The organism is Pseudomonas sp. MMS21 TM103 (genome assembly GCF_022132145.1).
Lineage (GTDB): Bacteria > Pseudomonadota > Gammaproteobacteria > Pseudomonadales > Pseudomonadaceae > Aquipseudomonas.
This window is the reverse complement of the sequence record NZ_JAJISP010000005.1, coordinates 116,178-128,986: the sequence shown is the minus strand read 5'-3', so window position 1 is coordinate 128,986 and position 12,809 is coordinate 116,178. Positions and strand designations below refer to the sequence as shown.

13 protein-coding genes and 1 pseudogene are annotated in these 12,809 nt (G+C 62.6%); 7 read left to right on the top strand and 7 right to left on the bottom strand.

Annotation, left to right across the window (positions count from 1 at the left end):
• Positions 1 to 45: 45 nt before the first annotated feature.
• Entirely contained in the window at positions 46 to 762 is a 717-nt protein-coding gene (locus LJY18_RS16035) for a UTRA domain-containing protein (protein ID WP_238042802.1), read from the top strand.
• Positions 763 to 799: 37 nt separating this feature from the next.
• On the opposite strand, the pseudogene LJY18_RS16030 reads toward LJY18_RS16035, so the two are convergent.
• From LJY18_RS16030 to LJY18_RS16015, 4 genes and pseudogenes are all read right to left on the bottom strand, one after another.
• Positions 800 to 1,150 (bottom strand): annotated as a pseudogene (locus LJY18_RS16030) (GFA family protein).
• A gap of 2 nt (positions 1,151 to 1,152) precedes the next feature.
• Complete coding sequence (locus LJY18_RS16025) at positions 1,153 to 2,442, bottom strand: M18 family aminopeptidase (protein ID WP_238042801.1); 1,290 nt, start codon at positions 2,440 to 2,442, stop codon at positions 1,153 to 1,155.
• A gap of 72 nt (positions 2,443 to 2,514) precedes the next feature.
• Entirely contained in the window at positions 2,515 to 3,225 is a 711-nt protein-coding gene (locus tag LJY18_RS16020; protein WP_238043048.1) for a 4'-phosphopantetheinyl transferase family protein, read from the bottom strand.
• Between the two features lie 243 nt (positions 3,226 to 3,468).
• Positions 3,469 to 3,678, bottom strand: a complete 210-nt coding sequence (locus tag LJY18_RS16015) for a DUF6316 family protein (protein ID WP_238042800.1) — start codon at positions 3,676 to 3,678, stop codon at positions 3,469 to 3,471.
• Positions 3,679 to 3,943: 265 nt separating this feature from the next.
• On the opposite strand from LJY18_RS16015, the gene LJY18_RS16010 reads away from it, so the two are divergent.
• Entirely contained in the window at positions 3,944 to 4,906 is a 963-nt protein-coding gene (locus tag LJY18_RS16010) for a DMT family transporter (RefSeq protein WP_238042799.1), read from the top strand.
• 42 nt (positions 4,907 to 4,948) lie between these two features.
• On the opposite strand, the gene LJY18_RS16005 is transcribed toward LJY18_RS16010, so the two are convergent.
• The 3 genes from LJY18_RS16005 to LJY18_RS15995 form a co-directional block, all read right to left on the bottom strand.
• Positions 4,949 to 5,569, bottom strand: a complete 621-nt coding sequence (locus tag LJY18_RS16005; RefSeq protein ID WP_238042798.1) for an NAD(P)H-dependent oxidoreductase — start codon at positions 5,567 to 5,569, stop codon at positions 4,949 to 4,951.
• Positions 5,562 to 6,956 carry a class II fumarate hydratase gene (locus LJY18_RS16000; protein WP_238042797.1) on the bottom strand — a complete coding sequence of 465 codons (1,395 nt, stop codon included), beginning with the start codon at positions 6,954 to 6,956 and terminating at the stop codon, positions 5,562 to 5,564. Before LJY18_RS16000 ends, LJY18_RS16005 begins: the two co-directional genes overlap by 8 nt.
• A gap of 113 nt (positions 6,957 to 7,069) precedes the next feature.
• Positions 7,070 to 8,080, bottom strand: coding sequence for a DUF2804 domain-containing protein (locus LJY18_RS15995; protein ID WP_238042796.1), 1,011 nt, complete (start codon positions 8,078 to 8,080; stop codon positions 7,070 to 7,072).
• A gap of 248 nt (positions 8,081 to 8,328) precedes the next feature.
• Here LJY18_RS15995 and LJY18_RS15990 point away from each other — a divergent pair, with 248 nt between their 5' ends.
• From LJY18_RS15990 to LJY18_RS15970, 5 genes are all read left to right on the top strand, one after another.
• Positions 8,329 to 8,829: a DUF2059 domain-containing protein gene (locus tag LJY18_RS15990; RefSeq protein ID WP_238042795.1), complete on the top strand. Its 501-nt coding sequence runs from the start codon at positions 8,329 to 8,331 to the stop codon at positions 8,827 to 8,829.
• A 13-nt stretch (positions 8,830 to 8,842) separates the two neighbouring features.
• On the top strand, positions 8,843 to 9,136 hold the full coding sequence (locus tag LJY18_RS15985; protein WP_238042794.1) for a BolA family protein: 294 nt from the start codon (positions 8,843 to 8,845) through the stop codon (positions 9,134 to 9,136).
• A 308-nt stretch (positions 9,137 to 9,444) separates the two neighbouring features.
• Complete coding sequence (gene trhO, locus LJY18_RS15980; RefSeq protein ID WP_238042793.1) at positions 9,445 to 10,383, top strand: oxygen-dependent tRNA uridine(34) hydroxylase TrhO; 939 nt, start codon at positions 9,445 to 9,447, stop codon at positions 10,381 to 10,383.
• 3 nt (positions 10,384 to 10,386) lie between these two features.
• A complete protein-coding gene (locus tag LJY18_RS15975) occupies positions 10,387 to 11,019 on the top strand; it encodes a DsbA family protein (protein WP_238042792.1) in 633 nt (210 codons plus the stop codon).
• Complete coding sequence (locus tag LJY18_RS15970) at positions 11,012 to 12,790, top strand: ABC transporter ATP-binding protein (RefSeq protein ID WP_238042791.1); 1,779 nt, start codon at positions 11,012 to 11,014, stop codon at positions 12,788 to 12,790. Before LJY18_RS15975 ends, LJY18_RS15970 begins: the two co-directional genes overlap by 8 nt.
• Positions 12,791 to 12,809 lie beyond the last annotated feature (19 nt).

The window sequence follows — 12,809 nt, the reverse complement described above, 5'->3', positions numbered from 1 at the left end:
CAGGCCTTGTAAAGAGGCTGGACTAGTCCAAAAGAGGAAATCTTGATGCGCGATGTAGCGCCGCGTGCCGTCACCACCATCTGCCGGGCCTTGCAAGAACAGATCGAGCATGGCCTGTTGGCGTCCGGCAGCCAGTTGCCGGCCGAGCGCAAGCTCAGTGAAGTCTTCGATACCACCCGCATTACCCTGCGTGAGGCGCTCGGTCAGTTGGAGGCGCAGGGCCTGATTTATCGTGAGGAGCGCCGCGGCTGGTTCGTCTCGCCACCGCGGCTGGCCTACAACCCGCTGGTGCGCTCGCATTTTCATGCAATGGTCGCCGGGCAGGGGCGAGTGCCGGCCACCGAAGTGCTCTCGGCACGACTGCTCCCGGCTCCGGTGGAAATCTGCGAGCTGCTGGAATTGCCAGCGTTGTCCAGCGTGATCCAGATTCGCCGGGCACGGCGTATCGATGGCCGCCTGGTGCTGTATGTCGAGCACTACCTCAATCCGAGCTATTTCCCCGGCGTGCTCGACTTCGATCTGACCCTGTCGCTGACCGAACTGTATGCCAGCGAATACGGCATCCATTACGGTCGGGTGCGTTTCGATATGGTGCCTACCGCACTGCACAGTGAAGCTGCGGCGGCGTTGAAAGTGGCGGTGGGCAGCCCGGCGTTGCGCATCGTACGGATCAACCGCGACCAGCACGGCCGTATCATCGATTGCGACCTGGAGTTCTGGCGCCACGATGCGCTGCATGTCAGCGTCGAGGTGCCGGAGTGATTCAGTGGCCCGGTGGCCACTCGGCATAGATCGGCAGTTAGTCGCAGGTCAGCCAGGGGCGGTCATGGCTGGTCTAGATGTACTGGGCCGGGCGCGCGCCGGGGTCCTGATCGAGGCTAGCCACACGGACGATGAAATGGGCCTGGCCGGTGCGTGGGGCGATCAATTGCGAACCGCAGATCGCGCAGAAATGGCGCAGTTTGCTGGGCGATGATTGGTAGCTCGACAGTTTTCCTCGCCGCGCAACCAGCGGAAATCTTCGCGCAGAACCCCGGCGGTGCTGGCGAAGGCCGCTGCATGTGCTTTCTGGCAGGTCAGGCAGTGGCAATGACCGGTCGGCTTGTCCAATCGCTCGGGCCACCGCCCCGCACAGACAGCTGCCGCCGATCTTCAGGGCAACTCGCGGCTCGCATAGAACGCCGTCAGCACCTTGACCAGGTGCGCCAGGTCGTGGCTGCCGGCCAGTTCGCGGATCGAGTGCATGGCGAAGGTCGGCAGGCCGATATCCACGGTGCGCACACCCAACTGGCTGGCGGTGATCGGGCCGATGGTCGAGCCACAGCCCATGTCACTGCGGGTCACGAAGCTTTGTACCGGCACTTCGTTTTCCAGACACAGGTGACGGAAGAAGCCGGCGGTTTCGCTGCTGGTGGCGTAGCGCTGGTTGCTGTTGATCTTGATCACCGGGCCGGCGTTGAGCTTGGGGCCGTGGTTGTCGTCGTGCTTGTCCGGGTAGTTGGGGTGAACCGCATGGGCATTGTCGGCGGAGACCAGCAGCGAGCGCTGGATGCTTCGGACGAAACCGTCGCCCTCCGGCAGCACGCGGCGCAGCACCTGTTCGAGCATCGGCCCGTCGGCACCGCAGGCCGAACTGGAGCCGACCTCTTCATGGTCGGTACACACCAGCACGCAGCTTTCCTCGTCCGGGGCTGCGAGCAGGGCTTGCAGGCCGGCGTAGCAAGAGAGCAGGTTGTCCAGCCGTGCACCGGCGATGAAGTCGCCGTTCAGGCCGATCACCGCGGCAGCCTGGGTGTCATAGAAACTCAGCTCGAAATCGAGCACTGCATCGGCACTGAAATCGTGTTCGCGCGCCAGCTGCTCGGTGAGCAGGGCGCGGAAATCCGCCGCCTCCGGCATTCCTAGCTGGGCCAGGATCGGCGGCAGCTCGTTCTGCGCATTGATCGCCCAGCCCTGGTTGGCCTCGCGGTTGAGGTGAATGGCCAGGTTGGGAATGACGGCGATCGCACACTGAAAGTCGATCAGCTGGCTCTCCACCTTGCCGTCGCGGCGGTAGGTCACGCGTCCGGCCAGGGACAGGTCGCGGTCAAACCAGGGCGAGAGCAATGCACCGCCATAGACTTCCACGCCGAGCTGGAAGAAGCCCTGGCGCTGCAGTTCCGGCTGCGGCTTGACCCGCAGGCAGGGGCTGTCGGTGTGGGCGCCAACCAGGCGAATTCCGCCTTCCAGCGGTGAGCGCTGGCCCAGCTTGAAGGCGATGATCGAAGAGTCGTTGCGGGTGACGTAGTAACGCCCGCCGGCTTCAGTATGCCAGGGCGCACGTTCGTCGAGGTGCAGGTAGCCGGCGGCTTCCAGGCGCTGGGCCAGGCTCGCGGTGGCATGAAATGGGGTGGGCGAGGCCTTGAGAAAGTCGATCAGGCCTTGGTTGAGTTCTTCGCGCATGGGGCACTCCTGGCGGCAATGGCCGGAGTTTATCGGATTTGCCCGGCGGATTGGGCCGCACTCTGCAAGGGATCAGGCCGGGATGGCAATCAGGCTGAGTAGAAAACCGTCGAACTCGACGAACTGGCCTTCCAGTTCGCTGCCGGCCGGCCAGTCGCTGCCCAGCTTGATCAGTAGGCGCAGTCGCGCGCTGCCGTCGGCGTGGCAACTCAACAGCTCGGCGTCCTGGAAGTAGAAACGCTGCAAGACCAAGGGGTAGAGCGCCTTGAACAGGCTTTCCTTGAGCGAGAAGGTCAGGCTGATCCGCGCTGCGCGCAGCTCGGGCGCCAGGTCCTGCAGCTGCTGCAATTCGGCAGGGGTGAGGATCTGCGCAGCCAAGCGTTCGGCGCGCGCCGGCGCCAGTCTGCGCTCGACATCAAGGCCCAGGCCACGCCAGGTGCTGGCGTGGCCAGCCATGGCGCCGGCCCAGCTGCTGCCGTGGGTGATCGAGCCGCTAACTTCGGCCGGCCACTGCGGTGCGCGGTCGGCGCCGACTGCCGGCACCGAGGCTATGCCGGTCACGCGGCGCAGGGCTTCGCGTGCGCACAGGCGGCCTGCGAGGTATTCGGTCTGACGTTTGGCCACACCGCTGACGGCCGCTATGCCGCTGCGCTCGAAGTCCTCGGCATGGAGCTGCGCGGGGTCGAAGCGCGTGCTGATCAGCTGTACGCCGGACAGCGCCAAGGGCAGAGGCCAGTGATCGCTCAGTGTGGTACAGCAGGGGGGCAGGTAGAGGTCGCTCATGCCGGCATTCTGCCGGTTGCCGTGGCGGCCTACCAGCAGCATGCGGGGTTACATTTCTTTGCACAGCAGCAACAAAGCTAAACCCATGGGTGTGGGGATTTTTGTCAGACTAGGGGCTGCGTTGCTTCGGGAGCGCAGGTGAGGTAGTTGTTGCGCGCGGTGTGAGCCGAGTGCGACTTTTCTCTGAGAATGAGTACGGGAGCCCGTTTGGGCTCCCGTTTTTTTTGAGCCGCGTTTGCTCGGTCAGAGTGCTCGATTCTCGACGGTGCCGCTGGCTTGCATCATGCGGCGAATATAGGAGCCGATTTCACGCTCAGCGTCGATGCGCGTGTAGTAGGGGCCTTCTAGCGTGCCTTCGCGGGTGGCAAAGAAATACTGGCCGTTGACTGCACTAACCCGCTCGCTGCGGTAGTGCGTGCCGGGGCCGGGGTCGATGGTGCGTTGACCGTACATGGCGAGAGCCTCATGCAATAAGCCGAATAATTGCAGTCTAATCCGCGCCGATGGACTCGTTTGAGTTGACGACCAATGGTTGTTTTTTGACTCTTTTCGCGCGTTTTTACGTTTGTTTTTGGTTTTTTGGCGTCAACTGTATGGCTTTACGCCTTTCGTCAGCAATACAGTTTGCGCATGCAACCCCGCTGAACTGTGACTGTGTCGGTTGACCATGACGACATAAAATAGCGCTTTGCGCCGTTAGCTTGCGCTTGAGGCAGTCATGCATATCTCTTCCGGCCGTTGGCTCTACGGCCTGTTTCTGGCACTGATTACCGCTCTGCTCTGGGGCGTGTTGCCGATCAAACTCAAAGAAGTGCTTCAGGTGATGGATCCGGTCACTGTCACCTGGTATCGACTGCTGGTGTCCGGTTCAATTCTGCTGGCTTATCTGGCTGCATCTCGTGGGTTGCCACGTTTCCGTCCACTGGGGCGCAAGGGCGGTTGGCTGCTCGCCTTGGCGATTGCCGGGTTAACTGCCAACTATGTGCTCTACCTGATGGGGCTGAACCTGCTCAGCCCCGGCACCACGCAATTGGTGATCCAGGTCGCGCCGATCTTACTGCTGATCAGCAGTCTGTTCGTCTTTCGCGAGCGTTTCAGTTTCGCCCAGGGCATTGGCCTGACCGTCCTGCTGTGCGGTTTTGCGCTGTTTTTCAATCAACGCCTGAGCGAATTGTTGACGTCGTTGACCGATTACACTGCCGGGGTTCTGATCGTGCTACTGGCGGCGTTTGTCTGGGCGTTTTATGGCTTGGCGCAAAAGCAGTTGTTGACGGTGTGGAACTCGTTGCAGGTGATGATGGTGATCTACCTGGCCTGTGCGCTGCTGCTGACGCCTTGGGCGCAGCCGCAGCAGGTCTTCGAGCTGAGTTCGTTGCAGGCATGGCTGTTGTTTGCCTGCTGTCTGAACACCCTGGTGGCTTATGGCGCGTTCGCCGAGGCGTTGGCGCACTGGGAGGCCTCGCGGGTCAGCGCGACGCTGGCGATCACGCCGCTGGTGACGTTCGGTTCGGTAGCGCTGGCAGCAACCTGGTGGCCGGAGCATGTCCAGCCCGAACAGATCAATTGGATTGCCTATGGCGGCGCAGCTTTGGTGGTGCTGGGCTCGGCCCTGACGGCCCTGGGCCCATCGCTGATGACCAGTTTGCGTGCCCGTCGTGCCCGTCTGGCGGCGCAGCTGTAGGCTGAAACGCAGGCTGGCCCTATGCCCAGCCGGGCTGATATGTCAGGCGCGGCTGCCAAGTGTTTCGGCCTGGCGTAGCCAGCTCTGCCGTTGTTCCTCGGACGAAGGCCGCACCGGGGCGAACTCGTTCAGGCGACGGGTCTTGATGCCGCTGAAACCGAGGATGGTGCGCGTCATCTGCCGGTGCGCCGGTGCGCCATAGATCCAGCGAAAGTACCAGGGTGGCGTGTCCAGGGTCACCAGCAAGTCGGCGGTACGGCCGCTCAGCAGTTTGTCCCACAGCTGTGAGCGGCCGCGGTACTTGAAGGCGAAACCGGGGAGAAACACCCGGTCGAAGAAGCCCTTGAGCAGTGCCGGCAAGCCGCCCCACCAGACCGGGTAGACGAACACCAGGTGCTCGGCCCAGTGGATCTGCCGTTGAGCCTCGAGCAGGTCCGGCTCCAGGGGCTGGCTCTGGTCATAGCCGTCGCGCAGCACCGGGTCGAAGCTCAATTCGCCGAGTTTCAACTGCCGCACCACATGCCCTTCGTTACGTGCACCCTGGGCATAGGCTTCGCCGAGGGCGTGGCAGAGGCTGCTGGTTTTCGGCGTACCGAGGATCATCAGGATGCGTTTGCCGTCGCCTTCGATTGGGGTGGCGCCGCTTTTGGCTGCTTCAGTCATGGTTGCCAGCCTCCAGCATGGTTTCGGGGCGGACCCAGGCGTCAAATTGTTCTTCTGTCAGATAACCCAGCAGCAGCGCGGCTTCGCGCAGGGTGCTGCCGTCCTGATAGGCTTTCTTGGCGATTTCCGCCGCCTTGTCATAGCCAATATGCGGGTTCAGGGCGGTCACCAGCATCAGGCCGCGCTCCAGGTGCGCCGCCATCTGCGCCGCATCCGGTTGCAGGCCGGCGATGCAGTGCTGCTGAAAGTTGCGACAGCCATCGGCGAGCAAGCGAATCGATTGCAGCAGGTTGTGGATGATCACCGGCTTGAACACGTTCAGCTGCAGATGCCCTTGGCTCGCGGCAAAACCGATGGTGACATCGTTGCCCAGGACCTGGCATGCCAGCATCGACAGCGCTTCGCATTGGGTCGGGTTGACCTTGCCCGGCATGATCGAACTGCCAGGTTCGTTGGCTGGCAGCTTGACCTCGGCAAACCCTGCGCGCGGGCCTGAGCCGAGCAGGCGCAAGTCATTGGCGATTTTCATCAGGGCCACGGCGAGGGTTTTCAGCGCGCCGGAAAGACTGGTCAGGGGTTCGTGACCGGCCAGGGCAGCGAATTTGTTGGGCGCGCTGACCAGTGGCATGCCGCTCAAGGCGGCGAGTTCGGCGGCGATGGCTTCGGCAAAGCCCTGGGGCGAGTTGAGCCCGGTGCCGACGGCGGTGCCGCCTTGAGCCAGTTCGCAAACCGCTGGCAAGCTTGCCCGGATCGCCCGCTCGGCATAGTCGAGCTGGGCGACGAAAGCCGACAGCTCCTGACCGAAGGTGATCGGCGTGGCATCCATTAGGTGGGTGCGTCCGGTCTTCACCAGTTGGCTGTGGCGGGCGGATTGCTCGGCCAGGCCGCCGGACAGTTCGGCCAGGGCTGGCAGCAAGTCATGCAGCACAGCGCTGGCAGCGGCGATGTGCATGGCCGTGGGGAAGCAGTCGTTGGAGCTCTGTGCGCGGTTGACGTGATCGTTGGGGTGCACCGGACTCTTGCCGCCGCGTGCGCCACCGGCCAGTTCGTTGGCGCGGCCGGCGATCACTTCGTTGACGTTCATGTTGCTCTGGGTGCCGCTGCCGGTTTGCCAGACCACCAGCGGGAATTGCTCATCATGCTGACCGGCGATGACCTCGTCGGCGGCTTGCTCAATCAGCCGGGCGATATCCGGCGGCAGGTCGCCGATGCGGTCATTGACCCGTGCCGCGGCTTTTTTGATCAAGGCCAGGGCATGCAGCACGGCCAGCGGCATGCGCTCATCGCCGATGGCGAAATTGATCAGCGAGCGCTGGGTCTGCGCGCCCCAGTAGGCTGATTCAGGCACTTCGATGGGGCCGAGGCTGTCGGTTTCGGTGCGGCTCATAGAACTCTCCGGAAGGCGCTTCAGCAAGTTTAGGCTGTCGCAACCGCTCACAGGTTCCCTAACGGACTGTCGGGCTTGCGTAAGCGCTGCGGGTAATCCGCAACACTACAGGTTTACCAGTGCGCATGGGTCGCGCCCAGCCAGCCCAGCGCTCTATGCACCGGCACGCATATGCCGTGGGGGCCACGCAGTATGCCGTCAAAGTGGCCAAACCATTGCTGGGTGTCGGCGTAGAAGGGCCCGAAGCGTGGGCAGGCTTGATGCAGCTGCTGCGGAGTGAAGGTCAGCTCGACCCGCTGGTCGAGGCTGCTCAGGCGCCAGGAGGCCATGGGTGCTTTATTGTTTTGCTGGATCAGCACCGGTGTATCCAGGTGCAGCAGTTCGCCACCAAACCACAAGGCGTTTTCCGATAGTCCGCTGTGATCGGTCCAGCCCGCGCCGAAATTGCCGGCAATGCCGCCCGGTGCGGCAAAGGCGGCGCGGGTCCAATGGCTGCGCCATGGCCAGACGCCGCGGCCAAAGTCCATGGCGGCAAAACTCTGTCCGGCCACGCAGCTGTAGTGGCGGTTGCCGAGCTGCACGCTGCCACTGGCAGGCAGCCCCATTTGTCGGCAGGTGGCATGAAAGTGCCGTCGGCCGAGCGGGGCGATCAGGTTGACCGAGTCGAGGTGGGCGGGACGCTGGATATCCAGGTCAACCTGCAGCGGTTGCCCGCCGATGTCGGGCGCCGCGACGGTCAGGCGCAGGCGCCCCGGTTGTTCGATGACCCGCAGCTGCAGGCGCGGGTGGCAGAATTCATGGCTTTGCTCGGGCTGATCCGGCAGCCCGCAATCTCGTGCAAGCACGCGTAGTTGGCTATGCGCGACCGCCTGGCCGCTGCTCAGGTCGAGAAAATAGGCAGCGCCGTAGCCGATATAGTCGAGGTCAGCCTGAGTCAGCGAAAGCATCCAGTGCGGCGTGGTGATGCACCAGTGGTTCCAGCGTTTGCGGCGGCCCGCGTGTCCGGGCAGTGCACAGTCAACCTGGGGGCGGGGAGACCAGCCGATGGCCTCTGGATTGAGTCGGCCTCGGGCGTCGCACAGCGCTAGCGCGGCAGTGGCGTGTGGGTGGGCGAAGCTGTTCATCAGGCACGTCCATGTGTGTGCTGTTGCAGATGACGCAGTGAGATTACCGTCATCGAAGAGCGTAGAGGCTTACTGAGATAAGTCGAGCTTGCCCGCACCTGCTGAGTTGGGCAAGTGCTGGCAGTTTGATCTGCCGGCAAACAGGCGATAGATAAGGGGTGAGCATGCTTGAGTGGCGGGCGGGCTTGGGCACAAAATGGCCGGCCATGGGTCATATACGACTCGACCCATCAAATCCGGAGCATACAATGTCGCGTTTATCTGCCCTCTGTGCCGTCGCCGTGTTGACCTGCGGCAGCGCCCAGGCGTTTGCCGATGCCAGCAGTCATGCCGCCGAGGCCGAGCGCTTCCTGCAATTGGCTCGGGCTGACAAATTGGCCGTGCCGGTCTATGCCCAGGTGCAACAGATGTTCGCCCAGCGTTTCGCCGAAAGCGGCGCGGGCAAGGGCAAACAGGCTCTGCTGGAATCCTACCAGGCCAAGGCCAATGCCGAGCTGGATCGGGCGGTGGCCTGGGACAAGCTCAAGCCGGATATGGTCAAGCTCTACACCCGCAATTTCAACGAGCAGGAGCTGCAGGAATTGATCAGCTTCTACCAGTCGCCAGTGGGCCAGAAGGTATTGGAGAAGATGCCGATGTTGACCGCACAAGCGGCGCAACTGACTCAGGGTAAACTGCAAGTCGCGGTACCGAAAGTGAATAAACTGCTGGCGGAAATGTCCGCCAAGCTGGAGCCGAAAAAGCCGTGAATGGAGTTTGAATATGTCGAAACTAGCTCAGCTGCAGGCTGCCTTGGCTGCACTTGACCCCCAGCACCTCGAGGTGCTGGACGAAAGCCACATGCACAGCCGCGGGCTGGAAACCCATTACAAGGCGGTGATTGTCAGCCCCGCATTTGCCGGCTTGAATGCAGTGAAACGCCACCAGAAGGTTTACGCCAGCTTGGGCGAGTTGATGAGCCAGGTGCATGCCCTGGCGTTGCATACCTATACCCCCGAGGAATGGGCGCAACAAGGCGCCGCCCCTGATTCGCCGACCTGTAAGGGCGGACATTGAGGCCGGCGAGAGTGCAGCAGGCGTTGACCCGGTAGACCCCATGTTTATGCGCAAGGCCCGCGGCACCTCAGGGTGGCTGGATAAAGGGTCATCCACCCAGCTCTCTTCACCCGGGTGCGTTTCAGCGTCATCCGCGGCCACGCCAGGCTACCGAGCTATGCAGCGCTTCTGCCGACGGTGAGTCAATCCGCCCCTACACGGCAAGCGCCAAGAAAAGTAAACTAGGCACTGCGCCGGCTAACGCCGGCGTGTTCGTTTGTAGACCCAGTCCGCCCTTTACGTGGGCGACTACTGAAGGAATAAGTTCGATGAGTGACAAGATAGTCGTGGCCGCGCTGTACAAGTTCGTCTGCCTGCCGGATTACCAGGAGCTGCGTGAACCCCTGCTGCAAAGCATGCTGGCCAACGGCGTCAAGGGCACCTTGCTGCTCGCCGAAGAAGGCATCAATGGCACCGTCTCTGCCTCGCGTGCCGGTATCGATGGCCTGCTCGCCTGGTTTGCCCTGGACCCTCGCCTGGCGGATGTCGACCATAAAGAGTCGTACTGTGACGAGCAGCCGTTCTACCGTACCAAGGTCAAGCTGAAGAAGGAGATCGTCACCCTGGGTGTGCCGGGCGTCGATCCCAACCAGCAGGTCGGCACCTATGTCGAGGCCCACGACTGGAACGCGCTGATCAGCGATCCCGAAGTGCTGCTGATCGACACGCGCAACGACTATGAAGTGGCCATCGGCACGTTCGAGGGAGCGGTCGACCCCCAGACCAAATCGTTTCGCGAGTTTCCCGACTACATCAAGGCGCACTTCGATCCGGCCAAGCACAAGAAAGTGGCGATGTTCTGCACCGGCGGCATTCGCTGCGAGAAGGCGTCCAGTTATATGCTCGGTGCCGGCTTTGCAGAGGTGTTCCATCTCAAGGGCGGGATCCTCAAGTATCTGGAGCAGGTGCCCCAGGAGCAGACCAAGTGGCGGGGTGACTGCTTCGTCTTCGACAATCGGGTCACTGTTCGTCATGACCTGACTGAGGGCGATTATGACCAGTGCCATGCCTGCCGCACGCCGATTTCCGTGCAAGACCGCCAGTCCGAGTACTACACCGCAGGGGTAAGCTGTCCGCATTGCTGGGATTCGCTGCCCGAAAAGACCCGCGCCGGTGCCCGTGAGCGACAAAAGCAGATCGAACTGGCCAAGGCGCGTAACCAGCCCCATCCTCTGGGTTACAACCCACGCCAAGTCAACGAGGGCTAGACCATGCACGCACGCTTGCTCTACGTGATGGACCCGATGTGTTCCTGGTGCTGGGGGTTTGCCCCGGTGCTCGCGTCGCTCGCTGAGCAGGCGGCTCTGGCCGGTGTGCCCTTGCAACTGGTACTCGGTGGCCTGCGTCGTGATGGTGTGGCCATCGACGCGGTGGCGCGGGTGCGTTATCTGGGTTACTGGCAAGCGGTCAATGCCAGCACTGGCCAGCTATTCAATTTCGTCGACGGCTTGCCCGAGGGCCTGGTCTACGATACCGAACCGGCCTGCCGGGCGCTGGTGACCGCGCGCAGCCTCGATGCGGACAGTGTCTGGCCACTGGCGCAGTTGATCCAGCAAGCCTTCTACACCAGCGGTGTGGACGTCACCCGGGCCAGCGTATTGGTCGGGTTGGCCGAGCAAGCCGGGATTCCGCGTATCGAGTTCGCCGGCGCATTCGACAGTGCCGAGCAGCGCGAAGCCACTATGGCCGATTTCAGCTGGGTGCAGGATTTGGGCATATCCGGCTTTCCCACCTTGCTGGCCGAATGCAACGGACAACTGGCGCTACTGACCAATGGCTATCAGCCGCTTGAGGTTCTCGCGCCCTTGCTCGGTCGCTGGCTGGAGCGCGCGCTGCATGCCTGATCGGTTGAGTTGGGCGGAAATCCGCCGCCTGGCCCTGCATCACAAGAAAGCACTGCTTCTGGCCAACCTGGTGGCGTTGTTCGCCACCCTGTGCAGTGTGCCTATCCCCCTGCTATTGCCATTGTTGGTCGACGAAGTATTGCTCCACGATGGCGACAGCGCGCTCAAGGTGATGGACCGCTTTCTCCCGGCCGGCTGGGAAACCGCAGTCGGCTATATCGGCCTGATGCTGGTGCTGACCTTCCTGCTACGCAGTTCGTCACTGATCTTCAACGTGCTGCAGGCGCGCCTGTTCGCCGGTCTGTCGAAAGACATCATCTACCGCATTCGCATTCGTCTGATCGAGCGGCTCAAGCGTATTTCCCTCAGTGAATACGAGAGCCTTGGCGGCGGCACGGTGACCACGCACCTGGTCACCGACCTGGAGACCCTGGACAAGTTCGTCGGCGAAACCCTCAGCCGCTTTCTGGTCGCCGTGCTGACGCTGGCCGGCACCTCGGCGATTTTGTTGTGGATGCACTGGCAGCTGGCGCTGTTGATCCTGCTCTTCAATCCGCTGGTGATCTACGCCACGGTGTTGTTGGGCAAGAAGGTCAAGTACCTGAAAAGGCTGGAGAACGACAGCACCTCGCGCTTTACCCAGGCGCTCACCGAAACCCTCGAGGCGATCCAGGAAATCCGTGCTGGCAATCGCCAGGGTTACTTCCTCGGTCGGCTCGGTAGGCGAGCCCAAGAAGTACGCGACTACGCGGTGGCCTCGCAATGGAAGACCGATGCCTCGAACCGCGCCAGCGGCTTGCTGTTCCAGTTCGGTATCGACGTGTTTCGCGCAGCCGCCATGCTCACCGTGCTGTTCTCCGACCTGTCGATCGGCCAGATGCTCGCGGTGTTCAGCTACCTGTGGTTCATGATCGGACCGGTCGAGCAGTTGCTCAACCTGCAATATGCCTTCTATGCCGCCGGTGGGGCGCTGGCGCGGATCAACGAGTTGCTCGCGCGTCGTGACGAGCCGCAGTACCTGGGTACTGTCGATCCGTTCAAGGGGCGTGACACCGTCGGCATCGAGGTGCGCGGGCTGACGTTCTCCTACAACGACGAACCGGTGCTGGCAAACCTTGACCTGAGCATTGCGCCGGGTGAAAAGGTGGCCATCGTAGGCGCCAGTGGCGGCGGCAAGAGCACTCTGGTGCAGCTGTTGCTCGGCCTCTATACGCCGCAGGCGGGGATTATTCGCTTCGGTGGCTGCAGCCAGCAGGAGATCGGCCTGGAAACCGTGCGCGATCAGGTCGCGGTGGTGTTGCAGCATCCGGCGTTGTTCAACGACACGGTACGCGCCAACCTGTGCATGGGCCGCGAGCGCAGCGATGAAGCCTGCTGGCGTGCCCTGGAGATCGCCCAGTTGGCCAGCACCATCAGCGCACTGGCCAATGGCCTGGACAGCATCGTCGGGCGTTCCGGTGTGCGCCTGTCCGGCGGCCAGCGCCAGCGCCTGGCCATCGCCCGCATGGTCCTGGCCGAGCCGAAAGTGGTGATTCTCGATGAAGCCACCTCGGCCCTCGATGCCGCCACCGAGTACGCATTGCATCAGGCCCTGGGCCAGTTTCTCAACGGCCGCACCACCCTGATCATCGCCCATCGCCTCTCGGCGGTGAAACAGGCGGACCGGGTGCTGGTATTCGATGGCGGCAGCGTCGCCGAGGATGGCGATCACCAGCAGCTGATCGCCGTGGGCGGGCTCTATGCCAAGCTCTATGGGAATCTGCAGCACTGAATCGCGGATACGGGAAGAG